Origin of the sequence: Allosphingosinicella indica, from assembly GCF_900177405.1 — a bacterium.
Lineage (GTDB): Bacteria > Pseudomonadota > Alphaproteobacteria > Sphingomonadales > Sphingomonadaceae > Allosphingosinicella > Allosphingosinicella indica.
Map to the genome: position 1 here is coordinate 2,054,494 of NZ_LT840185.1, position 20,354 is coordinate 2,074,847.

The following is a 20,354-nucleotide window of genomic DNA, read 5'->3' on the forward strand; positions in this document are numbered from 1 at the left end:
CAGCGTCCTCCCCATTTCGCCCGGACCGATTTCAAAGTGGGGAACTATCCAATGCGCAAGATCACCTTGCTCGCCGCGCTCGCCGCGACCATGCTCACCGCCACCGTGCCGGCGCTCGCCCAAGGCAAGTCGTCGGGCCGCAAGGCGCAGGAAAGGGGCGTCGCCGAAATTCCGGTGTGCACCCAGAAGCTCGGCACCATCGCGATCGTCGAGCCCGACAACAATTGGTGGCAGGGCCTCGGCCTCGGTAGCCCCGAAGCGGTCATCAAGATGTTCGTGATGAAGTCCGGCTGCTTCGGCCTGGTCGATCGCAACAAGGGTCTGGCCAGCCGCAACATCGAGCGCGCGCTCGCCGACAATGGCGAATTGCAGCAGGGCTCCAACATCGGCCGCGCGCAGGTGAAAGCCGCCGACTATTTCATCGTCCCCGACATCGTCAGCCAGAACGCGAACAGCGGCGGCGGCGGCTTCGGCGCGGCGCTCGGCGGCCTGCTCGGCAGCAGCACGGTCGGCGCGATCGCCGGCGGCATCTCGGTCAGCAAGAAGGAAGCGAACGTCATGCTGACGCTCGTCAATTCGCGCACTACTGAGCAGGAGCGTCTGACCGAGGGCTATGCCCGCAAGTCGGACTGGAGCTTCGGCGGCGGCGCCGGGGCGGGCAGCTTCTGGGGCGGCTATGGCGGCATCGCCGGCGGTGGCTATCAGAACACCGACATCGGCCAGGTGATCGTGCTCGCCTATCTCGATGCCTATAAGCAATTGGTCAGCCAGCTCGGCGGTCTCCCCGCCAACCCAAGCGCAGCCGCGCCGGTTGCCCGCTGAGACGGCCGGAGGGCCGCCCGCCGAGGGTGGCCCTCCAACTCTTGGATGAGACGGAGCCAGGGGGCGCGAAGATGACGGATTTGTCGCACGCTCCCGCACTTTCGTCTTGCGGCCCTGTTCCGGCCGAAGCCGCGGCGCGATCCATCGGGAATCGTGGGCGCCGTAGGCTGATGCTTATGCTGGGTGACAGTATCGCTGCTCTTCGGCACAAGGGCGCAGCGATGCGGCCCGATACGATCATCCCCCGGCCATCGGCCAAGGCGGACGCCCGCTGGCGCGAGGCGATACGCCTCACCGTCGCTTTGTGGAGCTTCGTGCTCCTCATCTTCATGCCCGCGATCCTGCGCCGTCACGACGCCGGCGGCTTCGGCTCGATCCTGCTCGACAGCGCAACCATCTTCTATTCCATGTTGCTCGGGATCGCGCTCTTCATCCCGTTCCGCGCGACCATCGATCGACCCAACCGCGTCCGCGTCGCGATCCTCCTGATGTCCGCGCTCGCCGCCGCGATCGCCAATGCGATATTCGATCTCGTCTACACCGCGATCGTCGCCGACAGCTTCGACGAGACGTTCGCCAGCTTCGCGCTCGACTTCAACCGCGGCTACGAATCCGCCTTCCGCTATCTGATGGTGTTCGTCGTCAACCTGGCGCTGTTCCAGCTCGCCTTCTCGATGCGCCGGACGATCGGCACCGAGCGCCAGCTCGTCGAGGCGCATACAACGGCGCAGCAGGCGCAGCTCACCGCGCTCCGCTATCAGCTCAATCCGCACTTCCTGTTCAACGCGCTCAACTCGATCTCGGCGCTGATCGTCACCAAGCGCAACGACGACGCCGAGCAGATGACCGACAAGCTGTCGAGCTTCCTGCGCTCCTCGCTCGCGACGGATCCGGCTGCGCTCGTGCCGCTCGCCGAGGAGCTGTCGCTGATCGAGGAATATCTCGACATCGAGGCGGTGCGCTTCGGCGACCGGCTCAACGCCACCGTCGAGTGCGAGCCCGATGCGAGCGAGGCGCTGGTGCCGGGCTTCCTCGTCCAGCCGCTCGTCGAGAATGCGATCAAGCATGGCGTGTCGCGGTCCAAAGGGACGGTCGATATCGATATCCGCGCTTCGGTCGATCACGGCGATCTGTGCATCACCGTCGAGAACGACCGGGTCCGCGACACCACCCGGCCGCCGGGTGCGCGGGCGGGTGTCGGCCTGCTCAACGTCCGCCAGCGGCTGCAGGCGGTCTATGGCGATTCCGCCACGCTCAAGATCGAAGGGCGGGCCGACAGCTTCTGCGCGACGATCTGCATTCCCGAAATCCAGCAAAGACACTGAACGACAAGGGCTTCGTCCGGCTTTGGTCCGGATGGGTCTTTTCCTGAAAGCGCGTCCGGGTTACGTCTCGACGCGGATGGGGAGGAGAGATTCCGACATGCGTGTTCTGCTCGTGGACGATGAGAGCCTGGCGCTCGATCGGCTGCGGACCTTCTTCGAGAATATCGAGGGCACCGAAGTCATCGGCCAGGCACAAGATGGCGACGAGGCGCTGGAAAAGATCGATGCCTTGAAGCCCGATCTCGTCATCCTCGATATCCAGATGCCCGGCCGCAATGGCCTGCGCACCGCTGCGGCGCTGCAGACCGAGCCGCGGCCCGAGCTCGTCTTCGTCACCGCGCACGAACATTATGCGCCCGATGCCTTCGACGTCGACGCGGCGGATTATCTGCTGAAGCCGGTGCGGGTCGATCGGCTCCGCCAGGCGGTCGATCGCGCCCGCCGCCGCCGCGCGATGCGCGATCAGGCGGCGCGTGCCGGCCAGCTTGAAGAGGAAGTCGAGGCGCTGCGCGCCGGCGGCAGCGTCAAGGCCGGCGACGACGACGGCTTCTGGGTGCCCGAGCGCCATGGCCAGCGCCGCGTGCCGATCTCCGCAATCGACTGGATCGAGGCGGCGCGCGACTATGTGCTGCTACACACTGAGCTCAGAAGCTATCTGCTGCGCACCACCATGTCGGCGCTGGAAGAGAAACTGGCGGGCAGCCCGCTGCTGCGCGTCCACCGCTCCGCCTTCGTCCGCCCCGAGAAGGTGACCGAAGTGAAGCGGGCGAACCGCTCGCTGACCTTAGTGCTTGCCGATGGAGCGAACGTACAGGTCGGTCCAAATTACGTCGCGACCGTCAAGTCCGCGCTGCATTTCGACTGAGGGTTCGCGCCGCGCTTCGGCCGGCGCCCCGAACAGGCCCGCGGCCGGCCGGTCGCGGCCGGGCAGCGGGCTCGGAAGATTTCGTGAAGTCTCGCGCGGCATCGTCAGCACGTCAGATCATCACCGGGCCGGAGGCGGCGGCGATGATCAGCATGGCGGTGACATAGGCGCCGGCGATCCAGGTCGAAACCAGGCGAAAGCTGTTGGCGGTCACGTTTCCCACTCCCTTGGCGAAAAGGCTCTGCGGCCTCGTCATCGGGGAGTAGGAAAGGGCGTCCGAGCGCGCAGCGGCGGCGCGACCGCCGCACCCGCGTTAGCGATTAGTTTACCGTCCGCGCGACGAAGCGCGCACGCCAGCCGACGAAGGCGTCAGTCTTCCTTCGCGTCGGCGTCCTTGGCGTCTGCGTCGGTGAAATAAGGCTCGACCTCGCCCTTGAGCTTGATCGTCAGCGGCTGGCCCTTGCGATCGACGGTCTTGCCCACCTGCACGCGGATCCAGCCCTCGCTCACCGAATATTCCTCGACGTCCTGCCGCTCGGCGCCGCGGAAGCGGATGCCGACGCCGCGCTGAAGCGTCTCGGCATCGAAATGCGGGCTCGAGGGATTGAGCGAGAGGTGATCGGGAGGCGTGTCGGACATGAAAGATTCCTGAGATGATCGCGGAAGAGGCGAGGCGGCCGAGCACAGGCCCGGCCGCCCTTGCGCCGCCCCTTACCCTCTCCCGACGTTCCGACGGAAGAGGGAAGCGGCGGGTTCAGCCCTTCGCGCGGGCGATATAGGCGTCGACTTCCTGCTCGAGCACGTCGAGCGGCAGCGCGCCCTGGCCGAGCACTGCCTCGTGGAAGGCGCGGATGTCGAACCGGTCGCCCAAAGCCGCTTCGGCCTTCCGCCGCAGCTCGATGATCTTGAGCTGGCCGATCTTGTAGCTCGTCGCCTGGCCCGGCCAGTTGATGTAGCGCTCCACCTCGCGGACGATGTCGGCTTCGCTGAGCAGCGAATTCTGCTGGAAATATTGGATCGCCCGCTCGCGGCTCCATCGCTTCGAGTGGAGGCCGGTATCGGTGACGAGCCGCACCGCGCGCCAGAGCTCTAGGCTGAGGTGGCCGAACTCCGAATAAGGATTCTGATAGAAGCCCATCTCCTTGCCGAGCCGCTCGGCGTAGAGACCCCAGCCTTCGACATAAGCGCCATAGCCGCCGAACAGCCGGAACTTGGGAATGCCGGTCAGTTCCATCTGGCGGGCGAGCTGGAAATGATGGCCGGGCGCACCCTCATGATAGCTGATGCCCTCGATCTGGGGCTTCAGCACCTGCGTCATGTCGGCGAGATTGACGTAATAGATGCCGGGCCGCGACCCGTCCGGCGCCGGGCGGTTGTAGAAGGCGACGGAGGCCGTGCCCTCGCGGAACTTCTCCACCGCGCGCACCTCAAGCGGTGCCTTGGGCAGCCGCTCGAACCATTGCGGCGCCTTGTCCATCACCTGCGCGATGAAGGCCTTGGCGTCGGTCAGATATTGCTGCCGGCCCGCTTCACTGTTCGGATATTTGAACTGCTTGCCGGTCTTGATGTGCTGGAAGAATTGTTGGAGCGTGCCCTTGAAGCCGACCCGCTGCTTGATCGCCTCCATCTCGCCCTGGATGCGCTTCACCTCGTCCAGCCCGATCTGGTGGATCTGGTCGGCGGTGAGGTCGGTGGTGGTGAACATGCGCAGGCGATTGGCGTAATATTCGTCGCCGCGCGGCAGGCTCCAGACGCCGTCATTGCCTTTCGCCTGCGGCTCGATCTCGTCGAGGACGGAGAAGAAGGTTTGGTAGCCCTGGCGGAACGGGCCAGTGAGCGCGGTGCGTGCCTCGCCGATCAGCCGCTCCTTCTCCGCCGCGGGGGCGTCGAGCTTGCCGACCTTCGTCTTGAAATCGGCGAAGAGGGCGCTGTCCGCGCCTTTGTCGAACGGCGCGCCGGTGACGATCTTCTTCGCATCCGCGCGCACCGGCGCGAAGTTGAGCTTGGGCGGCACGATCCCCATGCGCGCCTGGCCGCGCATCTCGTCCGCCACCTCGCGCATCACCCGATCGACCGCCTTCAGCCGCGACACATAGGCTTCGGCATCGGCGACGCTGTCGATGCGGTGCTGGTTGATGAGTAGGACGGGGATGTCGCCCGCAGGGCTGCCGTTGGTGGAGACGGGGAAGCCATAGCGCCGCCACTCGAAATTCTCGCGGCCATTTGTCACCTGCTGCTCGTAGAGCCGGTAGCTGAGCTGGCCCGCCGGGCTGAGACCCTCCAGCGTGAATTGCGATTTCATCGCCGCGAGCTGTGCGTCCGCCATCGCCCGCTGCCGCTGCGCTTCGGCATCGGTATAGTCGTCGAGTTCGCCGTAGCGCTCCTTGCTGCCCAGCGCGGTCAGCGATTCCGGGCTGCGCGCGACCATCTCGTCGAAGCCCTTGTCGAGGAAGGCGAGCAGTCGCGCATCCTCGGCGGCCGGATCGGCGGCGGGCTGCGTCGCTGTGGCCGACGGCGGCGCACCGGCGACCGAAGCGCCCTGCGGCGCGGTCGCGCAGGCGGTGGTGGCGAGCAGGAGGGCGGCGATCGAAAGCTGCTTCAAGAGACTTCCCCTTTTTCGGACCACGGCTTTGTAGCGGCTCACCCCCGCACGTCCACCGTCAGCCGCGATGCTCTTCCATCCAGCACGGATCCCAAGACGGCTCGGGGCCGAAGCGCGCGGCGAGGAACTCGACCAAGGCGCGGACCCGCGCCGTCGTCGCGCGGCCGGGCGGCATCACGACGTGGAGGCCGTTTTCCTCGAGCGGATAATCGAGCAGGATCGGAACGAGCGTCTTGGCCTCGATGGCGGGGGCGGCGATGAAGGTCGGCAGGATGACGATGCCGAGCCCCGCGACCGCCGCCTCGCGCAGCAACTCGCCATTGTCGGCGCGCAGCCGCGTCGCGCCGCGCACCGTCTCCCAGGCATTGCCGATGCGGAAGCGCCACTGGTTGCCGCGGCCGCTGTTGCCGTAGACGAGCAGATCGTGGCCTGAGAGTTCGCGCGGATGCTTCGGCGTGCCGCGCGCCGCGAGATAGGCGGGGCTGGCGAGGAGGACGGCACGGACCGGCGCGATCTTGCGGGCGATGAGCGCGGAATCGGGCAGCGATCCGATCCGCACGGCGAGATCGAAGCCGCCGCCGACCAGATCGACGGTGCGGTCGTCGAGCGAAATGTCGAGCTCGACCCGCGGGTGCGCGGCGGCGAATTCGGCCAGCGCGGGGGCGAGATGCTCGACGCCGAAGGAGAGGGGGGCGGCGATGCGGATCGGCCCCGCGATCTGCGTCACCGCATCGGCCACCACCTCGCGCGCCGCATCGAGATCGGCAAGGATGTTGGACGCGCGCTCGTAATAGGATTGGCCGATGTCGGTGGGCTGCGCGCCCTGCGCACTGCGCGTCAGCAGCCGGGCGCCGAGCTGCTCCTCGAGCCGCGCGACGCGGCGGCTGAGGATCGATTTGGAGACGCCCATCCGTTCCGCGGCCCGCGCGAAGCCGCCCGCTTCCACGACCCGGACGAAGCCGAGCACATCCACGAGATCGATCGATTGCCGTTCCATAAGATGCAACACCATGATGACGGATGCTTGCCTATCGGCAACACTGCTAGCCGCCTATCTCGCTCTCCACAAGGACAGGAGGCGAATATGCAGAAGTTTCTGGTCATCGACAGCGCGGTCACTGGCGCGCAATCGGTGTCGCGCAAGCTGACCGACGGCCTGGTCTCCGCGCTTGCGGGCGAAGAGGGTGCCGTCGTGACGCGGCGCGATGTCGGCCACACGCCGATCCCGCACCTCACCGAAGCGACCGTCGGCGCGATCCGCGGCGCCGAGGCGGAAAGCGCAGAAGCACGCGCCGCGCTGGCGCTGTCAGACACGCTGGTCGCCGAATTGTTCGATGCCGATGTCATCGTCGTCGCGGTGCCGATGTACAATTTCGGCATGCCCTCGACGCTGAAGGCGTGGTTCGATCATGTGCTGCGCGCCAAGGTCACCTTCCAATATGGCGCCAACGGAGCAGAGGGCCTGCTCAAGAACAAACGCGCGATCATCGTTTCCACCCGCGCCGGCGGCTATGCCGAAGGCGACGGCGCGGCGATGGACTCGCAGGAACCGCACGTGCGCACCCTGCTCGGCTTCATGGGGATCACGGACGTTGAGGTGGTGCGCGCCGAGAAGCTCGCGTTCGGACCCGAAGTCGCGGAGACCGCGATCGCTGATGCCGGGCATGCGCTCGGCCGCGCCGTCCGCGCCCCGCTCGCACTCGCCGCCTGACGCGGCCAATAGGATAGAGAGGAGAATATCATGATCGACATTCGCCCCTTCGCTTCGCTCGGCCACGCCGATCATGGCTGGCTCGACGCGCGGCATCATTTCTCGTTCGCCAGCTACCACGACAATGATCGCATGGGCTGGGGCGCGATCCGCGTCTGGAACGACGATACGATCGCCGCCAAGTCCGGTTTCCCGCCGCACCCGCACTCGGACATGGAGATCATCACCTATGTCCGCTCGGGCGCGATCTCGCACCGCGACTCGATGGGCAATGAAGGCCGCACCGGCGCGGGCGACGTGCAGGTGATGTCGGCCGGCACCGGCGTTACCCATGCGGAGTACAATCTGGAGGACGAGGCGACGACGTTGTTCCAGATCTGGGTGCTGACCGACGAGCGCGGCGCAAAGCCGAGCTGGGGCGCCAAGCCCTTCCCGAAGGACGAGCGCGCCGGCAGCTTCGTGACGCTGGCGAGCGGCTTCGACGAGGACGGCGATGCGCTCAAAATCAACGCCGCCGCCCGCGTTATGGGCGCGACGCTGAAGGCAGGCGAGAGCGCCGAACTCAGCCTCGATCCGGCGCGGCACACCTATCTCGTTGCGGTCGGCGGCGCGGTGGAGGTCAATGGCCAGCGGGCCGAGCCGCGCGACGGCATTGCCGTTACCGGCGAGGCGGCGATCGCGATCCGTGCGATCGACGATGCCGAGATCGTGCTGGTCGACGCGCGCTGAAATGACCGGCGGCCGAGGCGTTCGTGCTCCGGCCGCCACCCATGTCGGATGGTCGGCGGGGCCAAAATGCCCTATAAGGACGACCAAGCGTTGGCGACTCGCTACCTGGTGCCCACCCCGCAGCGTGTCGCCCGGCCCCGGCCGGGGGAGGCCGGGGCCTTTTGTATGCGCTTTAGGCGATGCGCCCGATCCCCGATTGCGCTATAAGGCTGTTGCAGCTTTGCATCGCGGCGCTCCCATCGTGGGACATCCCCAAAAGAGGGTATGCGCCGCTATGCGGCACCCTGCTATTTCCACGGTATCGCAGCCGATGTCCGCTGCGGCTGTCAGAGTACGGGAGTCTTGTAGTGATGCCAGGTGAAGATCGCGAGAGCACCCCGGTGCGGGCGCCAGGCCTCGGCAAGCTCGCGCACCCGCCGCTCGCTGGGCTTTTCGGGGAGGCCCAGCAGACGACCTACCTCGTGCTGGACGGCAAGGTCCCCGGCCGGCCAGATATCCCCTCTGCCTTCGGCAAAAAGGAGATAGATCTCGGCACTCCAGCGGCCGATGCCGCGGATGACGACGAGCTGGGCGATGGCGGCTTCGTCAGCTTCAGCTAGATTGTCGAGATCGAGCCGGCCGGACGCGATTTCCTCGGCTAGGCTGCGCGCATAGCTCATCTTCTGGCGCGACAGGCCGGCGCCGCGCAACGCTTCGTCGCTCGCCGCCGCCAGTGCCGCGGGATCGGCGATGTCGCCCACCGCCGCTTCCAGCTTCGTCCAGATCGACCGTGCCGCATGGACGCTCACCTGCTGGCCGATGATCGTTCGCAGCAACGTGACATAACCGCGCTCGCTCACCCGCGGTTCGGGATAGCCGACGCGCTCCAGCGCCGCCGCGAAGCGCGGCTCGATCTTCGCCAGCGCGTCCAGCGACTCGTTCAGCGCTTCCTGGCTCAGCCCCATCGATTTTCGTCCTGCCCTTGATCCCGAGCATGCCGCCTAGCATAGCCGCGCCGCCCGCCCACTCCCGTTTCTTGCGAAGGATCGCCATGCCCCGCCTCACCATCGTCACCCGTGCCGGGGACGAGCATGTCATCGACGCCCGCGCCGGCTACAGCGTGATGGAAGCGATCCGCGACGCGGGGTTCGACGAACTGCTGGCGCTGTGCGGCGGCTGCCTCTCGTGCGCGACCTGCCACGTCCATGTCGATCCCGAATGGACCGGCCGCCTGAAGCCGCGGAGTGAGGACGAGGACGATCTGCTCGACGCTTCCGATCACCGCACCGAGGAGAGCCGCCTGTCCTGCCAGATCGAACTCGACGACGGCCTCGACGGCCTTCGCGTCACCATCGCGCCGGAGGATTGAGCGCCGCTACTTCGCGAAGCGAACGACGGCGGTGGGAACGGTCTGGCTGGTCGGCGTCACCTCCCAGACGACCTTGGTTCCGGGCCCGGGCGCGGTGCCGGATTCATTGTTCTGCATCAGCAATTCTGCGTCGGTGGTGAAGGTGAAGCTGCCGGCGCGCTCCTTCATGCCGTCCTTGTCGGGGGAGACGCCCATATCGTTGGGGCTGGTCTCCTTGCCGAATGCCGGCGCCTTCACTCGCGCCGTGCCGTCGCGCCGCACCTCGACCGCCACCCAGGGGACGATCGCGCCGGCGTCGCCATTGAACGGAAAGACGAAGCCGCGGTCGAGCGTGCCCGACAGCGCATAATCGACGCGGAACTTGCCGCCGCCCAGATATTCGGCCGATCGGTAGCCGACCTCCTTGGCCAGCGCCTCGGCGATCGCGCGGCGCTTGGCGATCTCGTCCCCGGTCTCGACCTTGGGCGTCGGCGCAGCCTTGGGAGCGTCGCCGTCCTCGGTGGACGGTGAGGAGTTCATCTCGGCGGCCGGATCGAGCAGGATCGCCTCGCCGGCATAAGTGAAGGTGAAGCTGCGGTCCTTGCGGATGTCGAGCGTGGAGGTGAAGCGCCCCGGTGTCAGCAGGCACGAGGCCAGCAGACACGGTGCCACCAGCGCCAGCACGAACCGTCCCATTCGCCCCATTCGCATAGCCCGATCCCCCCGGTCAGCGCGCTCCCGTCACCGCCGCATATAGCGCGATCGCGGCGGCGTTGGAAACATTGAGGCTCTCGATCCGCTCGGAGATCGGCAGCTTCGCCAGGGCGTCGCAATGCTGCGCCGTGTTCTGACGCATTCCTTCGCCCTCGGCGCCCAGCACCAGGGCGACGCGCGGCGGACCGATGGCCTCGCCGAGCGTCATCTCCGCCTCACCGGCGAGCCCGATCCGCCAGAAACCGGCCTCAGCGATGTCTTCGAGCGCACGGGCAAGGTTCACCACGCGTACCCACGGCACCAACTCGAGCGCGCCGCTCGCCGCCCGTGCCAGCGCGCCGGATTCGGGCGGCGCGTGCCGGTCCTGCGTGACGATGCCGAGCGCGTTGAACGCTGCCGCCGAGCGCAGGATCGCGCCGACATTGTGCGGATCCGTGACCTGATCGAGCACCAGCAAGGGGCGCCCGTCTTCGGCCTGATCCAGCAGATCGGCGAGGTGGATGTCCTCTAGCGGATCGGCTTCGAGCACCAGCCCCTGATGCGGCGCATCGTGCGGCACCAGCCGCCCGAGATCGGCGACATCGGCATAGGTGACCTGCAATCCGTCGGGGATGACGATCTTCGATGCCGCCTCGTGCGTCGCCCAGAGGCGCAGCAGCCGCCGGTCGGGATTGTCGAGCGCGGCATAGACGGCGTGCCGCCCCCACAGCCGCGGCTTGCCGGGGGTGCCTTTCTGCGGCTTGGGTCCACGCCGCCTCATTCGCCCGGCTTCGCATATTCGAAGGGATCGGCCGGGGCAGGGCGCGCCGGGACCGGCATCCGCGGTAGCGGTTCGTCGGCGTTCGCCGCCTTGAGAAGCAGCGAGGCGAGTACGAGCGCGGCCTGGCGCAGATCCTCGGCCTTCAAATGGTCATACGTATCGAGATTGGTGTGGTGGATGCGGCTGCCGTAATCGAGCGGATCCTGGATGAACTGGAAGGCCGGGATGCCGACCGCCGACATGAAGAGATGGTCGGTCCCTTCCGTCGGCTGCGGTGAGACCGTCGTCACGCCCATGCCCGCGAAGGGCGCAATCCATTCGCGCAGCGTCGGCATCGCCGCGACATTGCCCTCCGCATAGATGCCGCGCAGCTTGCCCGAGCCGTTGTCGATGTTGAAATAAGCGGTCAGGTCACGGTGGCCCGGCTTCGGTGTGACCGGCCAGCGCAGCCGCCACGTGTAATAAGGACTGAGCGCCGCCTGCGCCGGATCGGTCAGCTCTGGCCGGCTCGCCAGATATTTTTCGACATAGGCGATCGATCCGAGCAGCGCCTGCTCCTCGCCGTTCCAGAGCGCGAAGCGGATCGTGCGCTTGGGGTGCACGCCGAGCGTCGCGAGGATGCGCGCGGCTTCCATCACGACGGCACTGCCCGCCGCATTGTCCTGCGCGCCGTCGCCCGCGACCCAGGAATCGAGGTGCGCGCCGGCCATGACATAGCCCGCACGGGGATCGCTGCCCGGCAGATCGGCGAGGATATTGTAGGCCTTGGTGTCTTCGTCGTGGAACCGCACGTCGCTGCTGATCGCCAGCGTGGGCGGGGTCGCGGTGAGCGCGAGACGCGCCAGCCGCCGATAATCCTCCGCCGCCATCTCCATGCCGGACAGCGCCGGGGTACGGCCAACCTGATAGCTATAGCCGGTGCCGTGCAGCAGTCCGCCGTCGCGCGGAGAGATCCGCACCCAGGCGAGCGCGCCCTCCTGCTTCAGAAAGGCGTCGCGCTGCTCCTCGAACGCCGCCTGCTTCAATTGCTTGGCGATCTCGGTTTCGGAAAATGCAGGCTGCTCATAATCGCCGAGCTTGGCCAGGTCTTCGCTGGTCAGGCGGCGAAAGGCGGGCCGCTCGGGCTCCGAGCCTGCCCCGGGGTGCGACACAAGCACGATCTTGCCGGAGAGCTTGCCGCGCCATTGGGCGAAATCCTCGGCCTCCTTCATCGGCGCCACGACGATCTGGGCAGAGACCGTGCCGTCGGTCGGCGGCGTCCAGGCGACCGGGATGGCGCGCAGATTGATCCTCCGCGGCGCCGTCATCACGGCGCTCGACGACACTATAGACCAGCCGCGGCCGAACTCGAACGGATCGGCGCGGACGTTGGAAAGGCCCCAGTCGCGGAATCGTTGCTGCGTCCACCGCTCCGCCTCGCGCATCTGCGGGCTGTTCGTCATCCGGCCGCCGATGGAATCGGTGAGATGCGCCGCGGTCTGCATCACTTCACTGTGGTTGAGCGCCTGATCGATGATCCGGTTCTGGACCGGCGTGTCGGGGGCTTTTTGCGCGATTGCCGGCGCCGCGAGGGCGATGGCGGCGATGGCGGCAGCAAGGCGGAAGCGCATGCGACGTGTCTCCGGGGGGATTCGGACGGTGGTGGGTGGCTTACCATCGGATCGTGCGCAGACAATCCTTCGCCGCTCCGCGCAATTGTTGACAGCGCGGGGTGCGAGCGTCATTTAGCCGCCTCCCGCCGATCCCGGCGCGGCCCCAAGGACAGGTGGCCGAGTGGTTAAAGGCAGCAGACTGTAAATCTGCCCGCGCAAGCGTACGCTGGTTCGAATCCAGCCCTGTCCACCATATTCGCCCGGAGACAGCCGGTACGGAGCCCGACGATGAGCAAGACAATCACGCTGGTTCTGAGCGAGGATGAGGCCGAGATCATCGTCGATGCGCTCGAGACCGACTTCGAGGGCTATAACGACGCAGCCAAGGACGCGCGGGCGAACGGCGCGCGCGCCGATGTCGCGACCTTCACCGAAGCCGCGACGCGGATCACGGCGGTGAAGGACAAGGTTCGCGCCGCAATCGGCTGAGCCTCAGGCGATCCCCTCGGTTTCCATTGCCTTTCGGATCGAAGGCCGCTCCTTCAGCCGCGCGTAATAAGCATCGAGCCGGGCGGGGAGGGAGATCTTGGCGACCTCCTTCGCCCAGCGCAAAGTGACGAACAGATAACAGTCGGCAATGCTCATTTCGTCCTCGACGATATAGTCGCGGTCGCCCAGCCGCTCGTTGAGATAAGCGAAGCGCTTGTCCAATATGTCGCGTGCCTCGGCCTTGCGCTTGTCGTCCGCATCGGGGGAGAAGAACGGCTTGAAGTTCTTGTGCACCTCGGTCGAGACGAAGGCCGTCGTCTCCAGCACGCGCCAGCGCCGCATGCCGTTGTCGGGCAACAGGCTTCCGGCGCGATCGGCGAGATAGCTCAGCACCGCGATATTCTCGGTCAGTACCGTGCCGTCCTCCAGCCCCAGCGCGGGGACATAGCCTTTGGGGTTTATCGCGGTAAAATCGGCGCCGCTCTCGGTGCGCTTGGCCTTGAGATCGACCTTTTCGACATCGAACCGCTCGCCGGTCTCGATCAGCGCAATATGGTCGGCAAGGCTACACGCGCCGGGGGCGTAGTAGAGCTTCATGGGATAGGTCTCCTGCTGTCGGCAGGACAACGAAGCGGCCTGGGCGCGGTTGCGGGTCAGGCGATGCGGAAGCGATCGATGAAGGGCTGAAGCCGCCAGGCGAGCTTGGCGCGCTCGGTCGGCTCGGGCGGCGCGCCGAGCATAGCGCGCATGGGCGCGTCGCACATGACGGTAGAGAAATAGAGTTCGGCGGCGGCAAGCGGATCGTCGATCTCGGCTTTGCCTTCCGCATTCCAGCGCTCGAAACATTCGGCAACGCCGTGGAGATGGCAATCATGCATGTCGTGGTGAAATGCCTGCCCGAAATCGGGATCGCGCAGGCTCTCGCCGATCACCAGCCGCAGAAAGTCCACTGAGCGCGGGTCGGCTGCGAAGCCATGATAGCGTTCAGCCACGGTGAGTAGGATGTCGGCGGGACGCGAAGCCGAACAGGCGATCTCTTCAATATCGCCTAGACCGCGGTCCCGGTGGCGGTCCACCACCGCGCGGAGCAGGCCCTGCTTGTTGCCGAAAAGCTCATAAACAGTAGCCAGCGAACCGCCGGAGCGCCGGACGATCGCCTGCAAGGAGACGCCGGTGAAGCCATGTTCGAGGAACAGACTTTCCGCGGCGTCCAGAATTGCTTGCCGCCGTGCGGCCTGCCTTTCCGACTCCGCGGCGACCACCCGGCCGTAGCATGACGCCATCATTTGATCCGTTTTCATCGACAACCCGTGTTGACCTGTAATAGACGTTACACTATCGGCGCAACCACCGCACTTGGTTCGATCCGTTCGAACCGCGGGGGCAATTTTCGGGAAGTCTACTCTATGCGCCTGTTCTGGAAGCTGAATGGGGCCGCGGCCGCCGCGGCGCTGCTTGCCGGGTGCGCGCAGGAAGCTCCACCCGCGCCGCCGCCGCCCGAGGTGGAAGTCTTCGTCGTCCGCACCCAGACGGTACCGAACGAGGTGGTTCTGCCCGGCCGCATCCAGGCGATTCGCACCGCCGAAGTGCGTGCGCGGGTGGACGGCATCGTCCAGCGCCGCCTCTATGACGAGGGTTCGGACGTCCGCGCCGGTCAGGCTCTGTTCCAGATCGATCCGCGCGAACTGCGCGCCGCGCTGAGCGGCGCGCAGGCCGCGCTATCGCGCGCGCAGGCTACCGCCGCCAATGCCCAGCAGGACGTCAACCGCTACAAGCCGCTGCTCGCCGACCAGGCGGTCAGCCGGCAGGAGAATGACGCCGCCGTCGCGCGGCTGCGTACCGCCAATGCCGATGTCGCGCAGAACCGCGCGCAGGTGGAGGCGGCGCGTCTGAACCTCAGCTATGCCACCGTCACCGCGCCGATCTCGGGCCGCGCCAGCCGCGCCGAAGTGACCGAAGGGGCGCTGGTCAGCGCCGGCAGCGGAACCCTGCTGACCCGGATCGAGCAGATCGACCGCATCTACGTCAATTTCGGCCAGTCGAGCTCCGATCTGCTGCAGATCCGCCGCGATGCGGCGAGCGGCAAGCTCAACCTGCCCAACATCAACAATGTCGAGGTGAAGCTCGAGCTGGAGGACGGCAGCACCTATGGCGTTGTCGGCCGCATCGACTTTCTCGATCTCGCCATTGATCCCGAGACCGGCACCGCCGCGCTCCGCGCCGAATTCCCTAATCCCGGCCAGCTGCTGCTGCCTGGACAGTTCGTCCGCGCACACATCTTCCTCGGCACGCGGCCCGACGGCATTCTCGTGCCGCAGCGCGCGGTGAAGGTGGCTGCGCAGGGCGCGAGCGTGATGGTGGTGGGCGAGAAAAACGTCGTCGCGGCGCGCCCCGTCCAGCTCGGCCCGCTGATGGGCGGCAATTGGGTTGTGCGCTCGGGTCTCAAGCCCGGCGACCGGATCATCGTCAACGGCCTCCAGAAGGCGATGCCGGGCCAGCCGGTATCGATCGCCAAGCCCGGCGCATCGCCCGCGCCAGCCGGTGGCCAGCCCGCGGCCCAGCCGGCGCCCAAGGGATAATCGCCGATGGCGCCGCGTTTCTTCATCGATCGCCCGGTCTTCGCCTGGGTCATTGCGCTCGGCATCCTCCTGTCGGGGATCATCGCGCTGCGCGCACTGCCGGTGGAGCAGTATCCGACGGTCGCGCCGCCGACACTTACCGTGAACGTCACCTACCCCGGCGCCGATGCGGAGGTGCTGGCGGAGAACGTCACGCAGGTCATCGAGCAGGAGCTCAACGGCGTCGACGGCTTCCTCTACATGAATTCGTCGAGCCAGGCGAACGGCACGGCGAGCATCACCGTCACCTTCGATCCCGGCACCAACATCGATATCGCCAAGGTCGACGTGCAGAACCGCCTGCGCCGCGTCGAGCAGCGCCTGCCAGAGGAAGTGCGACGCCAGGGCATCCTCGTCGACGAAGCGCAAAGCTCGTTCCTGCTCATCGTCGCGCTCACCTCCAAGAGCGGCGAGACCTCGTCGCTCGATCTCGGCCATTTCGCCACCACGCGGGTGATCGACGAGCTGCGCCGTCTGCCCGGCGTCGGCAACATCCAGTCCTTCTCGCCCGAATATGCGATGCGCATCTGGTTCGATCCGGACAAGCTCGCGAGCTACAACCTCTCGCCGGCCGATGCGCTGCTCGCCGTGCAGGAGCAGAACAGCCAGTCGCCCGGCGGCGCGCTCGGCGATCAGCCGGTGGCGATGGGGAGCGAGCTCAACGCCTCGATCCTGACGCAGAGCCGCTTCACGACGCCCGAGCAGTTCGCGCAGATCATCCTGCGCGCCAATCCCGACGGCTCGTCGGTGCGGCTCGGCGATGTCGCGCGGGTCGAGGTCGGCGCCGCGAGCTATCTCTTCAGCTCGACCCTCTCGGGCAAGCAGATGGCGGGCATCGCCGTCCAGCTCCAGCCGGGTGCCAACGCGCTCTCCGCAGCGGGCGCGATCGAAGACCGGATGAAGGAGCTGGAAGGCGGCTTCCCGCCCGACATCGCCTGGTCGATCCCGTTCAACACCACGCCGTTCATCTCGACCTCGGTCGAGGAAGTGGTGATTACGCTGGTCGAGGCGATGGCGCTCGTCTTCCTGGTGATGTTCCTCTTCCTCCAGAATTTCCGTGCGACGCTCATCCCCACCGTCGTCGTGCCGATCGCGCTTGCGGGCGCGTGCCTCGGCCTGTGGATGCTCGGCTTCTCGATCAACACGCTGACGCTGTTCGGCATGGTGCTGGCGATCGGCATCCTCGTCGACGACGCGATCGTCGTGATCGAGAATGTCGAGCGCATCATGCGTGACGAGGGGCTGCCGCCCTACGAGGCCACGGTGAAGGCGATGACGCAGATCACCTCGGCGATCATCGGCATCACGCTGGTGCTCGTCGCGGTGTTCATCCCGATGGCCTTCTTCCCGGGCACCACGGGCGGCATCTACCGCCAGTTCTCGGTGACGCTCGCCATTTCGATCGCCTTCTCGGCACTGCTCGCGCTGACACTGACGCCGGCGCTCTGCGCGACCTTCCTGAAGCCGCACGAGCAGGGCGATGTGCCCGGCAATAACCGCGTAGCGCGGGGGCTCGGGCGCTTCTTCCACCGCTTCAACGCCTGGTTCGGCCGCATCACGGATCGCTACCAAGGCGTCGTCGGCCGCATCCTCGGCGTGCCGCTGCGTTTCCTCGCCATCTTCGCGCTGCTCGTGGGCCTCACCGCTTTGCTCTTCTTCCGCCTGCCGGGGAGCTTCCTGCCGCAGGAGGATCAGGGCTTTCTCATCACCGTCGTCCAGGCGCCGGCCGGTTCGACGACCGAGCGGACCAACGAGGCGATCGCCAAGGTCGAGGAATTCTACAAGGCGCAGCCGCAGGTCGCGTCCTACGTCATGGTCCGCGGCTTCAGCTTCTTCGGTCAGGGCCAGTCGAACGCCATCGCCTTCGTCTCGCTGAAGCCGTGGGAGGACCGCAAAGGCAAGGAAAACAGCGCCGACACGATCGCCGGCAAGGCGATGGGCGTGCTGATGCAAGTGAAGGAAGCCTTCATCTTCAGCCTCAATCCGCCGTCGATCCCGGAACTTGGCGTTGCCAGCGGCTGGACGTTCAAGCTGCAGGACCGTTCCGGCCAAGGCTATCAGTCGCTGGTCGCTGCGCAGGGCCAAGTGCTTGGCCAGGCGATGCAGAGCCCGATCCTCGCCGGAGTCCGCCCCGAGGCGCAGGAGGATGCGCCGCAACTCCGCGTCGAGATAGACAGGATCAAGGCGCGCGCGCTCGGCCTTTCGATCGGCGACGTCAACGCGACGCTCGCGATCGCCTTCGGCAGTGCCTACGCCAACGACTTCAGCCGCGACGGCCGCATCCTGCGCGTCCTGCTCCAGGCCGATGCGCCGCATCGAATGACGCCGCAGGACGTGCTCGACCTCCGCGTTCGCAGCGCGAATGGCGATATGGTGCCATTCGGCGCGTTCACGACCACGTCGTGGACGGCGGGCCCGCCGCAGCTCCAGCGCTACAACGGCTATCCGGCGATGACGATCTCCGGCACGCCCGCGCCCGGCTATTCGACCGGCGAGGCGATGGCCGAGATGGAGCGCATCGCACAGACGCTTCCCCAGGGCTTCGGCTTCGAATGGACCGGCGTCTCCTATGAGGAACAGCAGGCAGCGGGGCAGATTGGCCTGCTGCTCGGCCTCTCGCTGGTCGTCGTCTTCCTGCTGCTCGCCGCGCTCTATGAAAGCTGGGCGGTGCCGCTCGCGGTGCTGCTCGTCGTGCCGCTCGGCGTGCTCGGATCGGTGCTGTTCTCGATGGCGCGCGGGCTGGAGGCGGACGTCTATTTCAACGTCGGCCTCATCACCATCATCGGCCTCTCCGCCAAGAACGCGATCCTCATCGTCGAATTCGCGATCGAGGCGGAAGCCGAAGGCAAGTCGCCGTTCGATGCGACGATGGAAGCAGTGAAGCTGCGCCTTCGTCCGATCATCATGACCTCGATGGCGTTCATCCTCGGCATGGTGCCGTTGGTCATCGCGAGCGGCGCCGGCGCCGCCAGCCGCCGTGCGGTGGGTTCGGGCGTGATGGGCGGCATGATCACTGCCACATTGCTCGGTATCTTCTTCATCCCGGTCTTCTACCTCGCGGTGCGGCGCTGGCTGACCCGCCGCCGCCCGCCTGCGCCGGGGGAGATCCGCCACGGCACGCATCCGCACACGCCGGCCCCGGAGGCGCCCCATGCGTAACCGCAGCCTCGCCGCGCTCGGTCTCTCGGTGCTGGTCGCCGGGTGCCAGCTCGCGCCGGATCACGTCCGCCCGGCTCTGCCGACGGCGCCAGCCTATCCGGTCTATGGCGATACGGTGGTTATCGGCCAGCGTGCGACGGACATCGGCTGGCGCGACTTCTTCGCCGATCCGCGGCTGGCCGAGCTGGTCGCCGCCGCGCTGGAGCGTAACCGCGACCTTGCTGTAGCGGTCGCGCAGATCGAAGAAGCCCGCGGGCTTTACCGCATCCAGGCCGCCGACCGGCTGCCGACGCTGGGCGCCAGCGCCGACGTGATCCGCAGCCGCACCTCCGGCTTCGGCGTCGATGGCACCGGGGTTCCAACGGCGGGCGCCACCACCTTCACGCGTTATTCGGTGGGCGTTGCGGTCTCCAGCTTCGAACTCGATTTCTGGGGCCGCGTCCGCAATCTCGCCGAAGCTGCGCGCTCGGAATATCTCGCGACGATCGAGGCGCAGCGTGCCTTCCGTCTCGCGCTCATCCGCGACGTCGCCTCGGCCTATTTCGCCGGCCGCGAGGCGGAGGAGCGGATCGCGCTCGCCGAAGCGACGGTGAAAAGCCGCCAGGAAGGCGTGCGCGTCGCCAAGCGGCGGCTCGACGCGGGCGTCACCTCCGCGCTCGACTTCCGCCAGGCCGAGTCGCTGCTGACGCAGGCCGAGACCGATCTCGCCGGGCTCCGCCTTGCCAAGGCACAGTCGGACAATCTGCTCTCCGTGCTAGTCGGCGGGACGGTGCCCGATGCTCTGCCGGCGGCGCTGCCGCTCGCGCACCAGAAGAGCGGCCCGGCGCTCGCCGAAGGGCTGCCGTCCGATCTTCTCGTCGCACGGCCGGACGTGCTCGCGGCCGAAGAGCGGCTCCGCGCCGCCCGCGCCAATATCGGCGCCGCCCGCGCGGCATTCTTCCCGACGATCTCGCTCACCGGTGCGCTCGGCTTCGCGTCCACCGCGCTGGGCAACCTGTTCGATGGTGACAGTTTCAACTGGAGCATCGGCCCGACCCTGGGCCTGCCGATTTTCGACGGCGGTCGGACGCGCGCGAACCTCACCGTCGCTCAAGCCCGCGAAAATATCCAGGTCGCGACCTATGAGCGCACCGTGCAAGGCGCATTCCGCGAAGTCGCCGACGCGCTCGCCGGCCGCCGCTGGCTGGCCGAACAGGTCGCCGCACAGACCCGCGCCACCGTGGCACAGCGCGAGATCGCCCGCATCGCCCGCATTCGTTATCGCGAGGGTGTCGCCAACTATCTCGAAGTGCTGGATGCCGAGCGCAACCTGTTCGCCGCGGAACAGGCGCTCATCGCACTCCGCCGGATAGAGCTCGACAATCTGGTCTCGCTCTACGTCGCGCTCGGCGGCGGCGCGATCGAGCGGACGGGCGATGTGGCGCAACCAGCAGGAGCGGGCTGGAGCGGGTAACGGGGATCGAACCCGTATCACAAGCTTGGAAGGCTAGTGCTCTACCATTGAGCTATACCCGCGCCGAGGGCGATCTCTGCCCTGACCGCGGAAAGCCGTCAACCGCATGCATCGACCATTTTCGTCACCCTGAACTCGTTTCAGGGTCCATGCTGAAGAGGGTGGTGATCGTCATCGAAGTGGATGCT

At 66.9% G+C, this 20,354-nt stretch carries 19 protein-coding genes and 2 tRNA genes; 11 read left to right on the forward strand and 10 right to left on the reverse strand.

Annotated elements, in window-relative coordinates:
• Positions 1-51: 51 nt before the first annotated feature.
• The 3 genes from B9N75_RS10155 to B9N75_RS10165 all read left to right on the forward strand — a co-directional run bounded on the left by B9N75_RS10155 (position 52) and on the right by B9N75_RS10165 (position 3,012).
• Positions 52-822, forward strand: a complete 771-nt coding sequence (locus B9N75_RS10155; RefSeq protein WP_085218694.1) for a CsgG/HfaB family protein — start codon at positions 52-54, stop codon at positions 820-822.
• A gap of 176 nt (positions 823-998) precedes the next feature.
• Complete coding sequence (locus B9N75_RS10160; protein ID WP_172840866.1) at positions 999-2,147, forward strand: sensor histidine kinase; 1,149 nt, start codon at positions 999-1,001, stop codon at positions 2,145-2,147.
• Positions 2,148-2,244: 97 nt separating this feature from the next.
• Complete coding sequence (locus B9N75_RS10165; protein ID WP_085218696.1) at positions 2,245-3,012, forward strand: LytR/AlgR family response regulator transcription factor; 768 nt, start codon at positions 2,245-2,247, stop codon at positions 3,010-3,012.
• Between the two features lie 369 nt (positions 3,013-3,381).
• Here the strand turns inward: B9N75_RS10165 and B9N75_RS10170 are convergent, their stop codons facing one another.
• From B9N75_RS10170 to B9N75_RS10180, 3 genes are all read right to left on the reverse strand, one after another.
• Positions 3,382-3,651 carry a DUF3297 family protein gene (locus B9N75_RS10170; RefSeq protein ID WP_085218697.1) on the reverse strand — a complete coding sequence of 90 codons (270 nt, stop codon included), beginning with the start codon at positions 3,649-3,651 and terminating at the stop codon, positions 3,382-3,384.
• A gap of 115 nt (positions 3,652-3,766) precedes the next feature.
• Complete coding sequence (locus B9N75_RS10175) at positions 3,767-5,614, reverse strand: DUF885 domain-containing protein (protein WP_085218698.1); 1,848 nt, start codon at positions 5,612-5,614, stop codon at positions 3,767-3,769.
• 58 nt (positions 5,615-5,672) lie between these two features.
• The gene (locus tag B9N75_RS10180) at positions 5,673-6,626 is read right to left on the reverse strand and encodes a LysR family transcriptional regulator (protein ID WP_197685110.1); all 954 of its coding nucleotides are present in this window, start codon (positions 6,624-6,626) and stop codon (positions 5,673-5,675) included.
• A gap of 72 nt (positions 6,627-6,698) precedes the next feature.
• Here B9N75_RS10180 and B9N75_RS10185 point away from each other — a divergent pair, with 72 nt between their 5' ends.
• Positions 6,699-7,325, forward strand: coding sequence for an FMN-dependent NADH-azoreductase (locus tag B9N75_RS10185; protein ID WP_085218700.1), 627 nt, complete (start codon positions 6,699-6,701; stop codon positions 7,323-7,325).
• Positions 7,326-7,355: 30 nt separating this feature from the next.
• On the forward strand, positions 7,356-8,054 hold the full coding sequence (locus B9N75_RS10190; protein ID WP_085218701.1) for a pirin family protein: 699 nt from the start codon (positions 7,356-7,358) through the stop codon (positions 8,052-8,054).
• Between the two features lie 326 nt (positions 8,055-8,380).
• Here B9N75_RS10190 and B9N75_RS10195 read toward each other — a convergent pair whose 3' ends face one another.
• Entirely contained in the window at positions 8,381-8,998 is a 618-nt protein-coding gene (locus tag B9N75_RS10195) for a DNA-3-methyladenine glycosylase family protein (RefSeq protein ID WP_085218702.1), read from the reverse strand.
• 86 nt (positions 8,999-9,084) lie between these two features.
• Between B9N75_RS10195 and B9N75_RS10200 the strand changes: the two genes are divergently transcribed.
• Positions 9,085-9,402 (forward strand): 2Fe-2S iron-sulfur cluster-binding protein, encoded by a 318-nt coding sequence (locus tag B9N75_RS10200; protein WP_085218703.1) that lies wholly within the window; start codon positions 9,085-9,087, stop codon positions 9,400-9,402.
• A 6-nt stretch (positions 9,403-9,408) separates the two neighbouring features.
• Here the strand turns inward: B9N75_RS10200 and B9N75_RS10205 are convergent, their stop codons facing one another.
• From B9N75_RS10205 to B9N75_RS10215, 3 genes are read right to left on the reverse strand one after another with little or no spacing between them, the layout of a single operon-like run.
• Positions 9,409-10,092 carry a hypothetical protein gene (locus B9N75_RS10205; protein ID WP_244552326.1) on the reverse strand — a complete coding sequence of 228 codons (684 nt, stop codon included), beginning with the start codon at positions 10,090-10,092 and terminating at the stop codon, positions 9,409-9,411.
• Between the two features lie 16 nt (positions 10,093-10,108).
• Positions 10,109-10,855: a 23S rRNA (guanosine(2251)-2'-O)-methyltransferase RlmB gene (gene rlmB, locus B9N75_RS10210; RefSeq protein ID WP_085218705.1), complete on the reverse strand. Its 747-nt coding sequence runs from the start codon at positions 10,853-10,855 to the stop codon at positions 10,109-10,111.
• Entirely contained in the window at positions 10,852-12,465 is a 1,614-nt protein-coding gene (locus tag B9N75_RS10215; RefSeq protein WP_085218706.1) for a M20/M25/M40 family metallo-hydrolase, read from the reverse strand. The genes rlmB and B9N75_RS10215 overlap by 4 nt, the downstream gene beginning before the upstream one ends.
• A 149-nt stretch (positions 12,466-12,614) precedes the next feature.
• Here B9N75_RS10215 and B9N75_RS10220 point away from each other — a divergent pair.
• Together B9N75_RS10220 and B9N75_RS10225 are read left to right on the forward strand one after the other, a co-directional pair.
• Positions 12,615-12,700: transfer RNA gene (locus B9N75_RS10220), tRNA-Tyr, on the forward strand.
• 35 nt (positions 12,701-12,735) lie between these two features.
• A complete protein-coding gene (locus tag B9N75_RS10225; protein WP_085218707.1) occupies positions 12,736-12,936 on the forward strand; it encodes a hypothetical protein in 201 nt (66 codons plus the stop codon).
• Positions 12,937-12,939: 3 nt separating this feature from the next.
• On the opposite strand, the gene gstA is transcribed toward B9N75_RS10225, so the two are convergent.
• Positions 12,940-13,533, reverse strand: coding sequence for a glutathione transferase GstA (gene gstA / locus B9N75_RS10230; RefSeq protein WP_085218708.1), 594 nt, complete (start codon positions 13,531-13,533; stop codon positions 12,940-12,942).
• Positions 13,534-13,589: 56 nt separating this feature from the next.
• Positions 13,590-14,237 (reverse strand): TetR/AcrR family transcriptional regulator, encoded by a 648-nt coding sequence (locus B9N75_RS10235; protein WP_085218709.1) that lies wholly within the window; start codon positions 14,235-14,237, stop codon positions 13,590-13,592.
• 105 nt (positions 14,238-14,342) lie between these two features.
• On the opposite strand from B9N75_RS10235, the gene B9N75_RS10240 reads away from it, so the two are divergent.
• The 3 genes from B9N75_RS10240 to B9N75_RS10250 are packed head-to-tail and all read left to right on the forward strand — an operon-like array spanning position 14,343 to position 20,166.
• Positions 14,343-15,515: an efflux RND transporter periplasmic adaptor subunit gene (locus B9N75_RS10240; RefSeq protein ID WP_085218710.1), complete on the forward strand. Its 1,173-nt coding sequence runs from the start codon at positions 14,343-14,345 to the stop codon at positions 15,513-15,515.
• Between the two features lie 6 nt (positions 15,516-15,521).
• Positions 15,522-18,713 (forward strand): multidrug efflux RND transporter permease subunit, encoded by a 3,192-nt coding sequence (locus B9N75_RS10245; RefSeq protein WP_085218711.1) that lies wholly within the window; start codon positions 15,522-15,524, stop codon positions 18,711-18,713.
• On the forward strand, positions 18,706-20,166 hold the full coding sequence (locus B9N75_RS10250; RefSeq protein ID WP_085218712.1) for an efflux transporter outer membrane subunit: 1,461 nt from the start codon (positions 18,706-18,708) through the stop codon (positions 20,164-20,166). The genes B9N75_RS10245 and B9N75_RS10250 overlap by 8 nt, the downstream gene beginning before the upstream one ends.
• Here the strand turns inward: B9N75_RS10250 and B9N75_RS10255 are convergent.
• Positions 20,155-20,228 (reverse strand) — tRNA-Gly (locus B9N75_RS10255). The two genes, B9N75_RS10250 and B9N75_RS10255, sit on opposite strands and share 12 nt — an antisense overlap.
• Positions 20,229-20,354: the final 126 nt, after the last annotated feature.